The following is a 17,727-nucleotide window of genomic DNA, read 5'->3' on the forward strand; positions in this document are numbered from 1 at the left end:
AAAATCATATGATATAGGACATCATACAAATTTCAATCCCGCCGTTTCTATGGAGGCCGATCGCAAAATGCAAGAGCGCATCAATTCGCTGAAGACGGCCGTTCAGGCCGGCCGGGCTCATATCGGCATCTGGTGCTCGCTGGCCTCCGCGCTCACCACCGAGGTCGTAGCAGGCTCCGGGGCGGGCTGGCTGCTGATCGACGGCGAGCACAGCCCGAACGATCTGCGCAGCATCATGGCGCAGCTTCAGGTCGCTGCGGCGTTTCCTTGCGAAGCCGTGGTGCGCTTGCCGTCGGACGATGCGAATCTGATGAAGCAGGCGCTCGATGTCGGGGCCCGCAGCCTGATGATCCCCAATGTGCGCACGGCCGAGCAGGCGCGCGCGATCATTGCCGCCATGACCTATGCTCCCGGCGGCTTCCGCGGCTTCTCGGTCGGTCACCGCGCCAACGCCTTCGGCCGCATTGCCGGCTATCATGCAAAAGCGCGCGAGCAGCAGCTGCTCGCCGTGCAGATCGAGGATGAGACTGGTGTCGCCAACGCCGCCGAGATCGCGGCGGTCGACGGGGTAGATGTTCTCTTCGTCGGGCCGGGCGACCTTTCCACCAATATGGGCGCGATGGGCAATCCCGGCGCCGCGCACGTGCAGCAGGCGATATCGTCCGTTCGCAAAGCCGCTGCGTCGGCAGGCAAGGCCAGCGGCATCCTGGCTCCGGTGAAGGCCGATGCCGACCGCTATCTCGCCGACGGCTTCACGATGGTTGCGGTGGGCTCCGACCTCGGCCTGCTGGCGCGGGGCTCGGACGCCCTGATCGCGTCGTTCAGTCAATAAGAGCGGCAACCAGCAGAGCGGAGAGACAGCCGTGGCGATCCCCCCTTACAAAGCACCGTCGCGCAGCGCCTATGACATCGTGATTGTCGGCGGCGCCGTCATCGGCTCGTCGACGGCCTATTGGCTGAGCCAGGCGCTGGGCAGCGGCGCCTCGATCCTGGTAGTCGAGCGCGACTCAAGCTACGAATTCTCCTCGACCGCGCTTTCGACCAGCGCCATCCGCCAGCAATATTCCAATCCGATCAATGTGAAGATCAGCCAGTTCGGCATCGAGATCATCCGAACCTTCCAGGAGCGGATGGCGCCATTCTACCCGAATGAGACGGCCCCCGATCTCGGCTTCAAGGAACATGGATATCTCTATTGCTGCTCACCGGAAGGCGTGGAAGCGGCCAAGGAACGGGTCGAGTTGCAGCGCAGCCTCGGCGCTCATACGGTCTTCCTCGATCCGGGCGCGCTGAAGGAGCGCTTCCCCTGGCTCAATGTCGACGACCTCGGCGGCGGCTCGTGGGGCGCTCGCGAAGAGGGCTGGTTCGATTCGATGGGCCTGCTCAACGGCTTCCGCCGCGCCGCGCGCGCCAGTGGCGTCGAATATATCGATAACGCCGTGACGGGATTGGATGTCGTCGACGGGCGGGTGATCTCGGCACGGCTCGCGACCGGCGAGACGGTCGCTTGCGGCACCTTGGTCAACGCGGCAGGCCCGCGCGCGCAGCAGGTCGCGGCAATGGCCGGGCTGTCCATTCCGGTCGCGCCCTACAAGCGCTACAGCTTCGTCTTTGCCAGCGCCAATCCGATCCCCGGCCGCATGCCCAATGTCATCGATCTTTCCGGCACATTCGTACGCCCCGAAGGCGAGCTCTTCCTCACCGGCAACACGCCGCAGGGCGATGGGCCGGCCGACTACGACGACTTCGATATGCATTTCGAGGAGTTCGACGACTATATCTGGCCGTCGCTCTGGCATCGCATCCCGGCCTTCGACGCGCTGAAGGTCCAGACCAGCTGGACCGGCCACTACGAGTACAACATGCTCGACCACAACGGCATCGTCGGCTTCCACCCCGAGGTGAAGAACTTCATGTTCGCCAACGGCTTCTCCGGCCACGGCCTGCAGCAGTCGCCGGCGGTCGGTCGGGCGGTATCCGAACTCATCATCCATGGAGCCTTCCAGACGCTCGACCTGTCGCCGTTCTGCTACGAGCGCATCCCACGAAACGAACCCTTCCTCGAAGAAGCCGTGATCTGAAGTCGCTAAGCGCTCACAACAGGATAATCAAATGAAGCTGCTCGTTCCCGTGAAGCGGGTTGTGGATGCGAACGTCAAGGTCCGGGTGAAGGCCGACGGACTGGGCGTCGAGCTCGCCAACGTCAAGATGGCGATGAACCCGTTCGACGAGATCGCGGTCGAGGAAGCGATCCGCATCAAGGAAGCCGGCAAGGCGGAGGAGATCATCGTCGTCTCGGTCGGCCCGCAGCAGGCGCAGGAGACGCTGCGCACCGCTCTCGCCATGGGCGCCGACCGCGCCATCCTGGTCAAGACCGACGAGCAGACCGAGCCGCTCGGCGTCGCCAAGGTGCTGAAGGGCGTGGTCGAGGCGGAGAAGCCCGGCCTCGTGATCCTCGGCAAGCAGGCGATCGACGACGATTCGAACCAGACCGGCCAGATGCTGGCCGCGCTGCTCGGCTGGGCGCAGGGCACTTTCGCCTCCAAGATCGAGCTCGCCGGCGATCATGCCAAGGTGACGCGCGAGGTCGACGGCGGGCTTCAGACGGTGGAGCTGAAGATGCCGGCGATCGTCACCGCCGACCTTCGCCTCAACCAGCCGCGTTATGCCTCGCTGCCCAACATCATGAAGGCCAAGAAGAAGCCGCTCGACGAGAAGACCCCGGCCGACTACGGCGCCGACGTCAAGCCGCGGCTGAAGGTGATCAAGACCGAAGAGCCGGGCGGCCGCAAGGCGGGCGTCAAGGTCGAGAGCGTGGCCGAATTGGTCGAAAAGCTCAAGAACGAAGCCGGCGTGCTCTGAGGCAGGGCAATGAGCGAAACAACATCCTCCCTGATTCGCCATTCGAGACTGTCAGCCGAGACGGAGAAGGCACTCCGAGCCGCGGTCACCAAAAGCCGGTTGGATGAAGCGGAGAGGACCACCAGCAGTGCAAAGAGATTGGCCATGTCGCTGGGGACTCGGCAATTGCATTCAAACGGGACCAATACGAAATGACCATCCTTGTGATAGCCGAGCATGACAACGCAACGCTTTCCGACCACACTGCAAAGGCGCTGTCGGCGGCGCTCCAGATCGGTTCCGATGTCGATGTGCTTGTGGCCGGCAAAGGCGCCAAGGGCGCGGCCGACGCCGCCGCCAAGCTGAAAGGTGTTCGTAAGGTGCTGCTCGCCGAAGCCGACGAGCTCGCCGAGCGCCTGGCGGAGCCGACCGCAGCGCTCGTGATCTCGCTCGCCGGCTTCTACGACACGATCGTCGCCCCTGCCACCTCGTCGGGCAAGAACGTCGCGCCGCGCGTCGCGGCCCTGCTCGACGTCGCGCAGATTTCCGAGATCATCGAGGTGGTCTCGCCAGACACCTTCAAGCGGCCGATCTATGCCGGCAACGCCATCCAGACCGTGCAGGCCACCGAGGCAAAGAAGGTGATCACGGTCCGCACCGCTTCCTTTGCCGCAGCCTCCCAGGGCGATTCGGCTGCCGTCGAACCTATCGCGGCGGCAGCCGATCCGGGCGTTTCGGCCTTTGTGGAAAACCAAGTATCGAAAAACGACCGTCCGGAGCTGACCTCGGCCAAGATCATCATCTCGGGCGGCCGCGCGCTGGGCTCCTCGGAGAAATTCCAGGAAGTCATCCTACCGGTTGCCGACAAGCTCGGCGCCGCTGTCGGCGCCAGCCGTGCCGCCGTCGACGCTGGCTACGCCCCCAACGACTGGCAGGTCGGCCAAACCGGCAAGGTGGTCGCTCCCGACCTTTACATCGCCGTCGGTGTTTCCGGCGCCATTCAGCATCTGGCCGGCATGAAGGAATCGAAGATCATCGTCGCCATCAACAAGGACGAGGAGGCACCCATCTTTCAGGTCGCCGACTACGGCCTCGTCGGCGATCTCTTCGTCATTCTGCCGGAACTGCTGAAGACGTTGTGATCTCGCTATGCAGCGGAGCCAGTATACGCCAACAAGCCATATCATCAGCCCGCCGGGGCGATCGGCTAGCTTCACCCTCTTCCATTGCTGGTCGTGAACGCCTGCCGGGGCAGGATGGTGCGTGCCTCGGTCCGGCTGCGCGGGCTAAGGGTCGTGGTCTGTCGGAAGCAGAGCGTGCCGATTGCCTCTATCGCGTCGGGGCGGGTGAGAACTTGCACGGAGGCCATCATCCGGCCCTTCTTGCCGAAGGCTGGGGACTGGGTCACATCGATGACGCCGTCGGCAGAACGAATTTGATCAAGGGCTGCGGCCAATTCCTCCCCGGTCTGATCGTCGATTTCGAACTGGATCACACCGACTCTTTCCTGCACTGCGACTTCATTGGTGAATGCGAGATTGGAGCACGCGCAGCGTGTCCTGACGGACTTCGCGCTGGGGAGGAGGGGAGTGCTTCGCGTCGGCATGGAGTGTCATCCCTGCCAGCGATGGCTGACGAGAATTGCAACTCCCTATCTGACACAATGGCCCGACGTGGACTTCGACGTGCGCACCGCCTTCCGCTTCGACGGGGTCGAAGCGCTGCTGGGTTATGAGATTGACCTGTTGATAACGCCGGATCCGGTGGAGACGCCGGAACTACTGTTCACTCCCGTATTCGATTACGAGCTCGTTCTGATGGTGCATGAGGCTCACCCCCTTGCCAGCCGAGCATACGTTGAACCGAAAGATCTCCTGGACGAAGAGTTGATTACGGTTCCCGTCACTTTGGAGCGCCTGGACATCTACACCCGATTCCTTGTTCCGGCACATTGCAGGCCGCGTCAACATCGCACTGCGGAAACCATTGACCTGATGCTGCAACTGGTATGCGCGGGCCGGGGCGTGACGGTTCTTCCCGATTGGCTCCTGCACGAGGATGCATCCGGCCTGCTGATACGCGCACTGCGCCTGGGAGATTCCGGCATCCGGAAGAGCATCAACCTTGGTGTGAGGCACGACGAGGAGAGGACCTCCTACATCGACGGGTTCCTGAAGCTTGCCCAGGAAATGGGACGATAGTCCATACCGGTGATTGCTCAAATTCAGTTTCGAAACGCAGCCATAGCGTTGACCTTGCGGCGCATGAAGAACCCTCCGTAGGCATCATCTTGGCATCGGCAACACGTCAGGGTGCTGAAGAGGGGCATCCTTGATCCAGATCTGGACGCCGTTTGGACCTGTCGTCGCCTCAAGTCGCTTGCCCGCGGGCAAGCGAGCCCAGCTTTGCTGTTCCAGGTTCTCGCCGCCGATGGTGAGGTCACCGGACAGCACAAGGAACTCGAGGCCGCTGTGATTATCGACCGCTATGGAGGAATGAGGCCGCCAGTGCTCGATCGAGACACGCTCCTTGGCGTCGTAGAACAGGACGCGTGCCTCTTCGGATCCGTTACGCAGCTGTGCTGCTTCACCCTCGCCGGGCCGGCGGACGATCTGCACGTCGTCGCCCTTCCGGAACTGCCAAAGACGGACGAAGATCGTGCAACCGCCTTCCGCCGCCGGCACATGCGAGGTTCCGGGCGGGTTACGGAAATAGCTTCCCGCTGGATAGTCACCATGCTCGTCCTGGAAGGTTCCCTCGAGGACGAGAATTTCTTCGCCGCCGGCATGCACATGGCGCGGAAAGGCACTCCCGGGAGCGTAGCGGACGATCGAAGTCGCCCGAGCGACTTCGCCGCCAACGCGATAGAGCATGCGGCGCTCGACGCCCGCGGCTGGACTTTGTATCCAGTCGAGCCTGGCAGCGTGAACGATGACCGGCTTCGTCAAGTCATCATTGATGCGCATTGGATCGGTCTCCCATCGTCAAGACTATCCGAAACTTCACGTCGCCGGACCTCATTTTTTGCACCGCTTCCGCGGCTCGCTCCAGCGGCATGGTTTCGATCATCGGTCGCACTCCCGTCATGACGCTGAAATCCAACGTCTTCTCGTTTTCGAATGGTGACCCCGTAATCGAGCCGATAATGCCACGTTCAGCCCCCACCAGATATCCCGTCGAGACCTGGAGCGGATCTTTGCCGACGCCGAGCACCACCAGGCGACCCTCCGGCGCAAGTGCAGGCATCAGCGCGGCGATGGCCGCTGAATTACCGGTCGTCGTAAGGATGGCCTTCGCGCCGCCCATGCCGTTCAGCGCATCGGCCGCGTTTTCCTTGTTGGCATCGATGTAACGATGAGCGCCGAGCCGTCCCGCATCCGCGGCGATATCTTCGCCGCGCCCGACCGCCACTACACGGAATCCCATTTTACGAGCATATTGCAGAGCCATGTGCCCGAGGCCGCCGATTCCTATGATGGCGACGGTATCGCCCGCCTCGGCGCCTGACTTTTTGAGCGCGTTGAACGTGGCAATGCCGGCGCACAGAATCGGTGCTGCTTCTTCCGACGACAACTCGACCGGAATGGAAATGAGGCCCGTCGCTCGCGCGATCATCATTTCTGCATAACCTCCGTCGCAAGTGAAGCCGACGGTGGGCTGGTCACGGCAAAGGTTGAAACGGCCCCGGCGGCATTCGCCGCACTCGTTGCAATGACCGCCGAGGCGGCCGACGCCGACGCGCTGACCGACCTTCCAGATCGAAGGCGTGTTCTCGCCCAGGGCGATGATGCGGCCGACGACCTCGTGACCGGGAACGCGGGGCGGCCTCAGCGTTCGATCAGCCCGGTCGATGTCGGTGGCGTCAGCTCCGCAGATACCGCAGGCTTCCACGGCAATGAGAACTTCACTAGCCCTCGGCGTCGGCGTTTGCCGCTCCACCAGTTCAAGACTGCCAGACATGCCGATCTGCATCGCCTTGTAAGTCCCTTTCATAATTTGCGCTCCTTCACTGGCCGAATGCGGTGGGCAAGACACTTTTGTCGATCTGTCTGTCGATCAGCCTAACGGCGGCCCGTTCTCCCGCCTCAATGGCCCCAGCCAGGTAGCCCGGGTCGTGGGCGGCGGTTTCGCTGCCTGCTAGCGTTATCCAGTCCCTCCAATTGCGATCAACCCACTCACGCTTACCGCCAGCCGGATGACCGGTACCTACCTGGTCCAAAGATGTCGCCGTCGATGAATCGGCAGCCCAATCCTTGTAAAGCGTTGTCACCGGCGTCAGCGCCTCAGGTCCGAACAATTGCCCAAGCTGCGCGACTGCAGCATTGATGATGGCCTTTCCGCCACCTTGTCTTCGGTATTGCGCTGGGACGCCGACAAAGCCGAATATGGCAGCCTTCCCCGATGCCGTGGTGGTATCATGGATTTCAACGAGCGGACCTGTCATGCTCTGCGCGGCGCCTGAAAGTCCCGCTGGGCGCCAGAATGGCGTGTCATAAAGGGCAAAGAATTTGGCATGGGGAGCCATCCAGGTCGGTGTGTCGCGCCACAGTCTCTGACACGATCCGTCCGGAGCGGGATCGAATTCCATCGTCTCCGCCAGTAGGCGCGGCGGCATCGCGAAGATCACATGGCCAGTCTCGAGGTCCTCAAACGAACCATCGGCAACCTGGAACCGGACCATCACGCCTTTGATGGTTCGTACAATTGAGATTGCTCTTGCACCGAGGCGTATGCGGCCCTGCGGAAAACGTGCCGCAAGCGCAGAAATGATTGAGCCGCTGCCGCCAACGAGGCGCATGGACGGCGGTTCCTGCCGGAGCACGCGATAGCGCTCCGGCTCGACTTCTTGTGACCGCTGGAACAGCATTGCGCCATCTGCATGCTGGGGGAAAAACGCAAGCCCCAGTTCATCTGCAAATCGGCGCACCGCGGGGTGCATGTCAGGCCACAACCAGGACGGACCAAGATCAAATCCATCGTTTGAAACTTCGCCCGCGGGACCAGCCGTGAAGATGCGTCCGCCCAGCCGTTCCCGCGCCTCGATCATAGTGAACTCGAGGCCAGCACGATGGAGGCGATAGGCAGCCGCCAACCCGGCGAGTCCACCGCCGACGACCAGAATGCTTTGAGAAATTGAGCAAGCCATTGGAACCAGAGTCCAGATCCGCGCTCGTCGTCGTCGTGGCTCAAGCCGTGGCGTAAATGCGAAATTCCGGCCGAGCCGACAGAAGTGGCATCAGTCCGGTGACGGCATCGTCGTTGAACATTGCGCTGTCGGCATAGGCTTTTGCGCCCTCAATGCTCTTGAAGCCGTGGAGGAGCTGAACGTCATCGTCGCCAATAAGAAGCTCCTTCGAAGTTGTGCCGGCAATCTGGGCAAGGAACGGCTGCTTGTACTTCTGATAGACGTCGGCGGCGGCACCTCGGTTCTCGGGAGCGATCTGCAGCGTGATCTCAAGGTAAGCCATGATTATCTTTTCCAGCGTCTTCTAATCTCCGGCATCTGATTGCCGCTGAAGGGCCGTCCTGACAAATGAGAGTTTCTTGCGGCCGACAAAGAAAAGCTTTGCCGGTGCCTGTGAAGCTGGCCCGAGGAAATGATGGGCTTAGCTGGGGCGACCTGCCGCCTCCTCGACTAGCCAACTGCGGAACGCCTGCAGCTTTGGCAATGAAGCATATTCCGCGCGATAGACCACATAATAGGCTAGAGTTGACGGCACTTTGATTGCGGGGAACAGCCGCTGTAGCCGTCCGGCCGCCAGATCGTCGCGCGCCAGGATGCTGCGCGCCAAGGCCACGCCCTGTCCTTCGATCGCCGCCTGGAGCACGGCAGCCGAATTGTCGATTCTCATGCCCCTCGTCGGTTGACTCTCAGGGACACCTGCTCCCCGCAGCCAGATGTCCCAGGTAATGAAACCAATTGCTGGATCGACGGAGAGGTCGTGGACGAGTGTCGTTCGAGCGAGATCAGCGGGTTCGGCTAAATTTCCCATGTCCGGGAAACTGGGCGAGCAGACCGGAAAGACCTCCTCCTCCATAAGCTTGTCTGCGACGAGGCCAGGCCAGTTTCCGTCTCCGTATCGGACCCCTATGTCGATGCCATGCGCCTTATAGTCGAGAAGCTTCAGGCTCGTTTCGAGCCGAATGTCCGTGTCAGGGAATTTGGCCTGGAAGCGATCGATGCGCGGAAGCAGCCATTTGGCGGCAAAAGCCGGACTAACCGTGACATTGAGGATGCCGCTCGTCGCTGACTCCTGAAGCCGTTCAAGCCCCACTCCCAGGCGATCCAGTCCAGCTCGGATGTCCGGAAGCGCGCGCTCGGCGCTTTCGGTCAAGGCGAGCCTCGCCTTCCCGGTGATGCTGCGATGAAACAGCGGAATACCCAGCCAATCCTCAAGCCCTCGCACCATCTGGCCGACTGCAGCCGCCGTAACATTGAGTTCCTTGCCAGCGCCCGAAAAACTGCCGTGACGTGCACTGGCTTCGAAAGCGCGCAGAGCATTGAGGTACACAGGTGATTTCTTCAAGTGACTCTCTGTTTCGGGAGCTTAAGAAGGATTGGCGGTCAGGATGTATTACGGCAGTAGCTCGAATCTTACGATGTGGGTCAAATGCCCAAAAGATACGTCGCACTTCGAAGGAGGGTGCGGCGGCTTTCCGTTTCCAAAAGAATCTATTGGAAATGCAATGTTGTCGTTCGATGTCATGGAACCAATGTCACAATCGGCTGGATAAAGGAGCATCAGCGTCGGGTGGCACCCGAGCGTCCGCCACTGAGCTCTAGGCCGAAACGACTCCGTCCGGAGCCGGTCGCCTGGCCACCGCCGACCTCAGGCGGTTGGAGAAACTCGCCGGCAACGCGGTCAAATTCGCGAAGCTCGATAGCCAGGCCGAGACCATTCGCAACGATCTTGAATTCCAGCAGGCGATCATCGACGCGACGGGATTGCAGCGGACCATGCAATACTTTTCCGAGCTGACGCCCGACGTTAGGCGATTCAACCACCACCTGGGTGTCGTCTACACAGATCGAAAAGGTGACGCAGAGAGGTGCGTGGTTAAGCTTTTCGAGAGTCTGCGGAACGGGGATTTGGCTACCGCGCATGAAATCTGGCACGCCAAGTTCGCGAAGGCGCTTGAGCGTTACCTTTCGCTGATTGCCGACCATGATTCAGATGGCGAGCCGCACCAACGCCGGAGTGCAGGCCGGTCGTCAAAGCCCCTCAGGCCGGAAATAGGCCGCCCATCCGAGAGGCGAGCGGGCGGCCGGGGCCGCCCACTATATGGCGTCTGAGAATGTCTCTGGCAGGTTTATAGGTCAGGCAGCGTATTTCGCCATAACAGGCTGCCTCGACCAATGGGCGTACCAGGCGTCGAACAGCTTAAGCTGCTGCTCGGCATAGCCGCGCTGGCTGTCGCTCAGCGCGTCCGTTTCGTTGAAGTGCAGCCGGTATTCGGGGTTACCCTTGAGCACCATCATGTGCTTGAAATAGAGCACCAGGTCCGGACCCTCGTCGAAGGAGGACAGCACGACGAGAGCGGTGTCCAGCTCCAGCGCCAGCCGGCGCGCTTCGGCATCGCCCTTCGCCGCCGCCTGGCTGAGAGCGACGAGATGCAGCACTTCCTTGGGCAGCACGTTGCCGATGCCGGTGATGGCGCCCGAGGCGCCGCAATTGACAAAGCCGTGGAAGACGGCGGTGTCGACGCCGATCATCAGCGCAACCTCGTCGTCGCGGCTGGTGATGTTTTCCGCCGCATAGCGCAGATCCGCCGGTCCGCCGAACTCCTTGAAGCCGACCAGGTTCGGATGTTCGGCGCGCAGCGCAAAGAACAGATCGGCGCGCGTGGCAAAGCCGTAGTAGGGGCTGTTGTAGATCACCGCCGGCAAGTCGGGGGCGGCGGCAAGGATCGCCTCGAAGTGGTGGCGCTGGGCCGTCACCGAAGGCCCGCGCGACAAGACGCGCGGGATGACCATCAAGCCCCGTGCGCCGACCTTCTGGGCATGGGCGGCGTGGGCCACGGCGCTGGCCGTGTTGACCGCGCCGGTGCCGACGATGACCGGCACGCCGGCCTTGACGAGGCGCTCGACGCCTTCCATGCGCTGCTGGTCGGTGAGCAGCGGCCAATCGCCCATGGAGCCGCAATAGACCACCGCCGACATGCCGGCGGCGATCAGCTCGTGGCCCTTGCGCACGAGCGCGTCGAAGTCGGGAAGGCGGTCGTTCGTGCAAGGCGTCATCAGCGCCGGCATGCAGCCGGAAAAGACATTGGCGTTCATTTCAGGTTCTCCCAGGTCGAAGTGGCCGCTTCATACCCCCAAATCGTGGAATTGACAACCATGTAGAAGGTGACATATTACCGGTTACCAATAACCAAAACCAAGCGGCGCCGGAACCGACATGAAAATCACCGCGATCGATGCTTTCGGATACGAACTCACCTACGCCCACGGCGAGTACGTGATGTCGAAGGGGCGCGCAGCGCAGAGCCAGGCATCAACACTGGTGCGCATACGCACCGATGCTGGCGTCGAAGGGTGGGGCGAAAACAGCACTCTCGGCGGAACTTATTTACCGACATTCGCCGAGGGTACGCGCGAAGCCATCAGGGTTCTGGCGTCCGTTATCATCGACCTCGATCCGACGAACCTGTCGAGAGTCCACCAGGCGATGGATGCCGTTCTTCTCGGGCAGAACAACGCCAAGAGCGCCATCGACATTGCCTGCTGGGACATCCTGGGAAAAGTCGCCAACCTTCCAATCTCGACGCTGATCGGCGGGACGACGCAGGAGGCTTTTCCGCTCTACGAGGCCGTTCCGCTCGCCTCGCCCGAGCAGATGGCCGAATTTGTCAGGATGCGCAGCAAGGCCGGGATCAATCGGTTCCAGGTCAAGGTCGGCAATGATCCATTCGATGACGCCAGGCGGACGCGCAGCGTCGTCGAAGCTTGCAGGGATGATGCGGTGATCATCGCCGATTCGAACGGCGGCTGGAATCTGCAGGCCGGCATCATCGCGGTTCGCGAGCTGGCCGGCCTCAACGTCTATGTCGAGCAACCCTGTCGTGATACTGCCGACTGCGCCATTGTCCAGAAGATGAGCTCACTGCCGCTGGTCATGGATGAGTCCGTCGTCAATTCGGCCGAGCTTTATCGCGCAAAATACGAAGCCGGCGCCGGCTCGGTGAACATCAAGCTCGGTCGACTCGGTGGCATCACCGGCGCGGTCCGGATGCGCGGCCAAGCCCAGGACCTTGGAATGACGATGTGCATCGAGGACGTGTGGGGCGGCGACGTTACGACGGCTGCGGTTGCCCACGTCGCCGCAAGCACCCAGGCCGAAGCCCTGCTGCATGCCTCCTTCTTCAACGATTGGACCAAGGAGCATGTCGCGGGTTATCTGCCGCGGTCCAAGGAGGGTCGGGGTAGGGCTCCATCCGGCCCAGGTCTCGGCATTTCCGTCGACCACAAGGCGCTTGGACCGGCACTCTTTGAGGTCAGATAGCGCGGGCAAGCACCTCTCGGAGGACAATTCGTCCGAGGAGTTTTCGCAAACGAATGCGATGGCCGCCAATGCAAGGCCTTTCGCGTCAGTATTTCGGCACAGGAGAAACCAATGGCCCTCAAGGGTGTACTCTCTGCAATCGTCACTCCGTTCACGTCCGATGGCGAGCAGATCGACGAGAAGACTCTTAGGAAACTTATCGACCAGAATATCGCCGATGGCGTCGACGGGTTCGTCCCGGCGGGTGGCACGGGCGAGTTCTCAGTCCTTTCGCATCAGGAAAGGCTGAGGCTGGTTGAGATCGTCGCTGAACAGACGGCAGGACGGGTTGCTGTGCTCGCCCATACGGGCGCCACATCTTCAAGAGAAGCAATCGCATTGTCCAAGCATGCCGAGAGGGCAGGGGCCACGGCAATCATGCTTGCCACCCCGTACTACGAGCCGATCGGCTTCGAGGAGGCGTTCGCCTACTACGCGGGGGTTGCCGATGCGACAAGCCTGCCCATCTGCGCCTACAATTTCCCACCGGCTACGGGCCTGCACCTTGACGTGGATTTTCTCGTCCGTCTGGCGAGCGAGATCCCTCAGGTCAAATTCGTCAAGGATTCATCCGCCAACCTCGCGCAGATGAACACGCTGCTCTATGACCATTCCGACAAGATCACCTTCTTCAACGGCGAGGATATCCTGATGCTGCCGGCGCTGATGCTGAAGGCGCCGGGGACGGTCATGGGGATTGCAAATTTCATGGCGCCGGCTTTGGCGAAGCTGCATCGCTGCGCTCAGGAGGAAGATGCCGCGACAACCGTGGCGATCTGGCGGCAGATAAATCCCATCATTCGCATCCTCGGAAGCGGGCCCTACAACAGCGGCGTGAAGGCGGCTTGCGAGATCCTGGGGCTGCCTGTTGGCCAAGTCCGCGCCCCAATCCGTCCGTACTCGGCCGCCCAGGTTGAAAAATTGAAGGAGGCGCTGTCGAAGATTGATCCGAGCCTGCTGACGGGGGTAGGGCGCTAGACTGGAGGGAGGGCGCCCTCGCGGCGCCCCTTTTTCCTGCACGCGAAATCAGGCCCAGTCGGTAACATGGTGGCTTAGATGGTCGGTCATCAATTTGGTGGTGAGCTTGCGGTCGCCGGCAATCAGCGCATCGAGGATCGGCTGATGTTCCTCGGCCGATTTCACCAAGGCGCCGCTCTCGGAAAGCGCCTTGAGGCCATACTGCCGCGACTGGTCGCGCAGGTTTTCCACGATGGCTGTCAGGTGGTCGTTCTCCAGGATATCGAGCAGCCCGATATGAAAACGACGATCGGCATCCAGATAGCCGACGATATCTCCCTTCTTGGCGCAGTCAACCATATCGGAAGCGATCTTGGAAAATTCTTGCCTGCGGGCCGCAACCTTCTCTTTCATGGAGGCAAGTCGTGCCATAGAGGGTATTTCGATAAGAAGGCGAAGGTCGTAGATGTTTCGCCGCTCTTTCTCGCTTAGCGGCACAATACGGAAGCCGCGATTCTTGACCGCCTCCATCAAACCTTGATTGACGAGCGTCAGCATTGCTTCGCGCACCGGGCTGTTCGAGACGCCTAGTTCTGCAGCCAAAGATGCCGCGGAATATATCTGTCCGGGTGCCAGATCGCCCGAAATCAACCGCAGTTTCAAAACCTCGAGGGCTTGATCCCTCAGGTTGGTATGTTGCAAGCGATTGTCCATTCATTCCTCAGCCGACAAGCGATCACCGATAACGTGCGATCTATCGTCGATTCTCGCATTGACAAAGAGAAAATTCAATATGCGCGGCTGGGACGCCATTCCATGCCGAAAACGCTATGCCCGGGCATCCCGCGAATGGTGAACCTCGGCAGGCCGTCCTTCCGCAGATGACCGGTAGATCGCGTCGATCACGCGCACGGCTATGAGGGCGTCCACGTCATCGATCGCTGGCGCATTCTGTGCGCGCAGCGAGCTCACGATCGCCTGCAATTGAGCACGCTGACCGTCGGTCGGATAGTCTCGGGGATCGGTAGGATCCGCGAAACTGAAGGATTGCGGAATGCCCGACGCTGTCGCGTCGCCTCTGGTTTTCCGGAAGACGATCTCGTCGTGCTCACCATTGATGATGATGGAGCCCTCCGTCCCGGAAATGGTCACGAGGTGACGCTGTCCCGGAAAGGCGGCGGTCGACGAGGAGAAGGTGCCGATCGCGCCGCAGGCGAATTCGAAGACGGCGACCGCCACGTCTTCCGTCTCGATCTCGTGGTATGCCGTTCTGGTTCGCGCGAACACCGACCTTATCGGTCCAACCAGATATTGCGCGAGATCGATGAGATGCGTCGACTGGGTCATGACGCAGCCGCCACCTTCGATGTCCCACGTGCCGCGCCATGCGTCTTTCTGATAGTAGGCGGGCGCGCGATATTGGTTATCCACGATGTTGACCAGGACGATGCGGCCGAGCCTGCCCTCGCGGATGTCCGCCAGCGCCTGGCGCGCGGCGGCGGAGTAGCGCCGCTGGTAAATGACGAACAGATGCGCGCCGGCGCTACGGCAGGCATCGATGATCCTCGACGCGCGGTCTTCGGTTATTTCCAGCGGTTTTTCGACGACGACATGCTTGCCCGCCCTGGCAGTGGCAACGGCATAGTCGAGATGCCGGCCGTTCGGGGTCGTGATGATGACGACGTCGATGTCCTTGTCCGCAAGGAGCGCTGAAATGTCGGAATAGCATTTCGGGACGGAAAAGGCGGCGCCGAATGCCGCAGCCTTGGTTGCGTCCCTGGCGAAAACCGCCGCGAGCGAGGCGCCGGGCACGCGTCTCAATTCACGCGCATGGGTCTCGGAAGCAACGCCCGCGCCAATCAGTCCAAACCGAATTGTCGGGCTGTTCATCTGGAGGCGCCGACGACCTTCAGCTTGGCGGATTTCTTTTCCTTGTCCATCAACCGGACCCTGGCGCGCCGGGCCGCCTCATGGGCCGATCCGGTCGCGATTTCCATGTTGCCTATTTCGGCAAAGTAGTCGCCGGCGAAATGGATATCGACATCGTCCCTTTCGCAATAGGACAGCATGGCGTCAAAATTGAAGCCCGCCGGGCGATAGGTATTGCCGGGAACCCAGCGCTGCACCACCGCTTCCTTGATATGACCCTTGAGCTCGGGGAACATCCTGTAGACGTCGGCGAGATAGGTATCGCGGATTTCCTCGTCGGAACGCTTCAGCAACTCCCGCGCTGGCTCGCCGCCGGAATAGACCATCAGGCTGCCGCCGGGCTTTCTCGGGCCTGTGCGAAGCGGGTTGGCGTGATTGAAGAACATGTCGAACGAGGCATCCGGCGTGGTGATGGCATAGATGTCGTCATAGGGCATCGGCCCGGTTTCGTCGGTTATGATGCCCATCGTCGGGAACGGTCCGTACTGCACGTTCTTCAGTGTCGTGCGCACATTGTCCGGAATGTCGCGCACGATCTCGGCCGCCTGATAGGCGGGAACGGCAACGATCACCTGCGAAGCCGAAACCGTGTGGGTGCCGCCGTTCATCTCGTAGGTAACCGAGACCTTGTCACCTACTTTTTCGACCGACTTGACCGTGGCGTTGTATTGCACCCTGTCTCCGAGCAGCTCCATCATCACCTCGCCGAACCGGCCGGAGCCGCCGTTGAGATTGAGCGCCATGGAGTCGCCTTTGCCGGCCCAGACCGCGCCGAAGAGCGAGACCCCGACCCCGGCGTGCTGGTCCTCCATTTCGGCCGCGGCGCGCCTTGCCGCTGACTGGAACAGCGCCTCGACCCGCTTGGGGGGACGACCGATGAAGTCACGGAACGAGATGTCCGCCATGTAGTGCGCGACCCTGGCCCGCCGCCTCTGGTTGCTTTCCCCGTAGACCGGTTGCATGGCCTGCTGCCAGCCCTTGACGGCCTTTAGCATGCGAAGTCCGATCGAGGCCAGCGAGATGCGCTCGCGGATACTCATCTTTAGCGTCAGCGGAAGGGCGGCCACCGCCTTCGGCTTGTAGACTTTTCCGCCCCAGTAGATCGCGAATTTGTTGCCGGGGATGCGAATGACGTCGAGCCCAATGGAATGCAGGATGTTGCGCATATGCGAGCCGGCCGCGGGAAACAGATGGCCGCCAAGGTTCAGCCAGTAGTCGCCGCGACTCATTGAAAAGAGACGCCCGCCCAGGCGGTGAGTTCTCTCGAGCACCAGGATGCGTCTGTCCCGCAGCTCCCAGGCCGCTGCAATCCCCGCTGGGCCGCCGCCGATAACAACGGCATCGTAAGTCGTATTCGTCATTCCGGCTCTCACTCCCGACCATGTGGCTCACTCGATCGATAACGCTGACGGCGTGCTGGCTGGGGCGTTAGCCTGCCCCTGAAGAACGCGCTTGTCAAAGCAATCGGTAAGCGGTAACATATTACACGTAAGCCATTATTGTCAACGCGCGGCCCTGACCGTGACGTTCTAACTCACACAAGAAAACCGGAGGGAAACAGTATGATCTTCAACAGACGCAATGCCCTTTGCATGATTGCCGCCATGGCCAGCACTTCGTTGGTCGTGGCCGCGCATGCCGAAGGTGGCAAGGTTGATGCAGTCGCCGCTCTCCTGCCAAAAGCCATTCAGGATGCCGGCGTGCTTCGGATCGCCGTGCCGGATGTCGGCAAGCCTCTCGCTTACAAGGAGGGCGCCGACCTCAAGGGAATGGATCCTGACCTCGCGCATGCCGTGGCCGACGTGCTCGGCCTCAAGGCCGAAGTGACCCTCATTCCTTTCGCGGCCGCGCTCACCGGGCTGCAGGCGAACAAATATGACATCTCCTACGGCGAATTCTATGTCACCGCCGAGCGCCTGAAGGTGGCGGATTTCGTCACCAGCTGGCAGGACTACAGCTCCTTCCTCGTCACCAAGGCCAAGGGCTACAAGCCGACGGCCCTAACCGACATTTGCGGCCATATCGTTGGCGCCATGGCCGGATCCGCCGAGCTGGAGACGCTGAACGCGGCATCGAAGAAGTGCTCGGAGGCCGCGACTGTGAGCGCCTTCCCGTCGATCAGCAACGCCGTGCTCGCGCTCAACAGCGGCCGCGTCGAAGGCGTGCTGATCAATCGCGGCGGCGCCCAGGAATCAATCCACATGGATAGCGGCCTCGATGCCTCCGGCGAGATCGGGGGAGGGCCGACCGCTACCGCCGTCGCCCGCAACGAGAACTCGGAAAAGCTGCTCGCCGCCATCAAGGCCGCCTACGATCATCTCATCGCCAGCGGCGAATACGCGAAAATCCTCGAGAAGAACGACACCTCCTATGGGGCGGCAAAGGAAGCCGTCATCTACAAGGAGGGCTCGACGCCTCCCAAGTACGGGTTCTGAAACCCGCGCTGACCTGCGATCCC

At 61.4% G+C, this 17,727-nt stretch carries 19 protein-coding genes; 9 read left to right on the forward strand and 10 right to left on the reverse strand.

Going from position 1 to position 17,727, the window contains the following annotated elements; genetic code table 11:
- Window positions 1-67 precede the first annotated feature (67 nt).
- From ACVMIM_RS10365 to ACVMIM_RS10380, 4 genes are all read left to right on the forward strand, one after another.
- Window positions 68-832 carry an aldolase/citrate lyase family protein gene (locus ACVMIM_RS10365; protein ID WP_040986153.1) on the forward strand — a complete coding sequence of 255 codons (765 nt, stop codon included), beginning with the start codon at window positions 68-70 and terminating at the stop codon, window positions 830-832.
- A 31-nt stretch (window positions 833-863) separates the two neighbouring features.
- On the forward strand, window positions 864-2,081 hold the full coding sequence (locus ACVMIM_RS10370; protein WP_052457911.1) for an NAD(P)/FAD-dependent oxidoreductase: 1,218 nt from the start codon (window positions 864-866) through the stop codon (window positions 2,079-2,081).
- 31 nt (window positions 2,082-2,112) lie between these two features.
- The gene (locus tag ACVMIM_RS10375) at window positions 2,113-2,862 is read left to right on the forward strand and encodes an electron transfer flavoprotein subunit beta/FixA family protein (RefSeq protein WP_040985592.1); all 750 of its coding nucleotides are present in this window, start codon (window positions 2,113-2,115) and stop codon (window positions 2,860-2,862) included.
- A 191-nt stretch (window positions 2,863-3,053) separates the two neighbouring features.
- Window positions 3,054-3,983: an electron transfer flavoprotein subunit alpha/FixB family protein gene (locus ACVMIM_RS10380; RefSeq protein WP_040985590.1), complete on the forward strand. Its 930-nt coding sequence runs from the start codon at window positions 3,054-3,056 to the stop codon at window positions 3,981-3,983.
- A gap of 71 nt (window positions 3,984-4,054) precedes the next feature.
- Here ACVMIM_RS10380 and larC2 read toward each other — a convergent pair whose 3' ends face one another.
- A complete protein-coding gene (gene larC2 / locus ACVMIM_RS10385; RefSeq protein WP_476111865.1) occupies window positions 4,055-4,336 on the reverse strand; it encodes a nickel pincer cofactor biosynthesis protein LarC2 in 282 nt (93 codons plus the stop codon).
- A 94-nt stretch (window positions 4,337-4,430) separates the two neighbouring features.
- Between larC2 and ACVMIM_RS10390 the strand changes: the two genes are divergently transcribed.
- Window positions 4,431-5,042: a LysR substrate-binding domain-containing protein gene (locus ACVMIM_RS10390; RefSeq protein ID WP_476111867.1), complete on the forward strand. Its 612-nt coding sequence runs from the start codon at window positions 4,431-4,433 to the stop codon at window positions 5,040-5,042.
- A gap of 84 nt (window positions 5,043-5,126) precedes the next feature.
- On the opposite strand, the gene ACVMIM_RS10395 is transcribed toward ACVMIM_RS10390, so the two are convergent.
- From ACVMIM_RS10395 to gcvA, 5 genes are all read right to left on the reverse strand, one after another.
- Window positions 5,127-5,807, reverse strand: a complete 681-nt coding sequence (locus tag ACVMIM_RS10395; RefSeq protein WP_040985588.1) for a cupin domain-containing protein — start codon at window positions 5,805-5,807, stop codon at window positions 5,127-5,129.
- Complete coding sequence (locus ACVMIM_RS10400) at window positions 5,794-6,834, reverse strand: alcohol dehydrogenase catalytic domain-containing protein (RefSeq protein WP_040985587.1); 1,041 nt, start codon at window positions 6,832-6,834, stop codon at window positions 5,794-5,796. The genes ACVMIM_RS10395 and ACVMIM_RS10400 overlap by 14 nt, the downstream gene beginning before the upstream one ends.
- Before the next feature lie 13 nt (window positions 6,835-6,847).
- The gene (locus ACVMIM_RS10405; RefSeq protein ID WP_040985586.1) at window positions 6,848-7,987 is read right to left on the reverse strand and encodes a flavin monoamine oxidase family protein; all 1,140 of its coding nucleotides are present in this window, start codon (window positions 7,985-7,987) and stop codon (window positions 6,848-6,850) included.
- Between the two features lie 40 nt (window positions 7,988-8,027).
- A complete protein-coding gene (locus tag ACVMIM_RS10410; protein ID WP_052457910.1) occupies window positions 8,028-8,309 on the reverse strand; it encodes a hypothetical protein in 282 nt (93 codons plus the stop codon).
- A 138-nt stretch (window positions 8,310-8,447) separates the two neighbouring features.
- On the reverse strand, window positions 8,448-9,368 hold the full coding sequence (gene gcvA / locus ACVMIM_RS10415) for a transcriptional regulator GcvA (RefSeq protein ID WP_040985582.1): 921 nt from the start codon (window positions 9,366-9,368) through the stop codon (window positions 8,448-8,450).
- Between the two features lie 311 nt (window positions 9,369-9,679).
- Here gcvA and ACVMIM_RS10420 point away from each other — a divergent pair, with 311 nt between their 5' ends.
- A complete protein-coding gene (locus tag ACVMIM_RS10420; protein WP_476111870.1) occupies window positions 9,680-10,135 on the forward strand; it encodes an FCD domain-containing protein in 456 nt (151 codons plus the stop codon).
- A 24-nt stretch (window positions 10,136-10,159) separates the two neighbouring features.
- Here the strand turns inward: ACVMIM_RS10420 and ACVMIM_RS10425 are convergent, their stop codons facing one another.
- The gene (locus ACVMIM_RS10425; RefSeq protein WP_040985580.1) at window positions 10,160-11,119 is read right to left on the reverse strand and encodes a dihydrodipicolinate synthase family protein; all 960 of its coding nucleotides are present in this window, start codon (window positions 11,117-11,119) and stop codon (window positions 10,160-10,162) included.
- 121 nt (window positions 11,120-11,240) lie between these two features.
- On the opposite strand from ACVMIM_RS10425, the gene ACVMIM_RS10430 reads away from it, so the two are divergent.
- Both ACVMIM_RS10430 and ACVMIM_RS10435 read left to right on the forward strand, forming a co-directional pair.
- Entirely contained in the window at window positions 11,241-12,344 is a 1,104-nt protein-coding gene (locus ACVMIM_RS10430) for a mandelate racemase/muconate lactonizing enzyme family protein (protein ID WP_040985578.1), read from the forward strand.
- 111 nt (window positions 12,345-12,455) lie between these two features.
- Window positions 12,456-13,361, forward strand: coding sequence for a dihydrodipicolinate synthase family protein (locus tag ACVMIM_RS10435; protein ID WP_040997869.1), 906 nt, complete (start codon window positions 12,456-12,458; stop codon window positions 13,359-13,361).
- Between the two features lie 48 nt (window positions 13,362-13,409).
- Here the strand turns inward: ACVMIM_RS10435 and ACVMIM_RS10440 are convergent, their stop codons facing one another.
- The 3 genes from ACVMIM_RS10440 to ACVMIM_RS10450 form a co-directional block, all read right to left on the reverse strand.
- Window positions 13,410-14,054, reverse strand: coding sequence for a GntR family transcriptional regulator (locus ACVMIM_RS10440; RefSeq protein ID WP_040985574.1), 645 nt, complete (start codon window positions 14,052-14,054; stop codon window positions 13,410-13,412).
- A gap of 114 nt (window positions 14,055-14,168) precedes the next feature.
- Window positions 14,169-15,230, reverse strand: a complete 1,062-nt coding sequence (locus tag ACVMIM_RS10445) for a Gfo/Idh/MocA family protein (protein ID WP_040985572.1) — start codon at window positions 15,228-15,230, stop codon at window positions 14,169-14,171.
- Window positions 15,227-16,630: an NAD(P)/FAD-dependent oxidoreductase gene (locus tag ACVMIM_RS10450; protein WP_040985570.1), complete on the reverse strand. Its 1,404-nt coding sequence runs from the start codon at window positions 16,628-16,630 to the stop codon at window positions 15,227-15,229. Before ACVMIM_RS10450 ends, ACVMIM_RS10445 begins: the two co-directional genes overlap by 4 nt.
- A 201-nt stretch (window positions 16,631-16,831) precedes the next feature.
- On the opposite strand from ACVMIM_RS10450, the gene ACVMIM_RS10455 reads away from it, so the two are divergent.
- Window positions 16,832-17,704, forward strand: coding sequence for a transporter substrate-binding domain-containing protein (locus tag ACVMIM_RS10455; protein ID WP_040985568.1), 873 nt, complete (start codon window positions 16,832-16,834; stop codon window positions 17,702-17,704).
- Window positions 17,705-17,727: the final 23 nt, after the last annotated feature.

This window comes from Mesorhizobium sp. USDA 4413 (genome assembly GCF_056280365.1).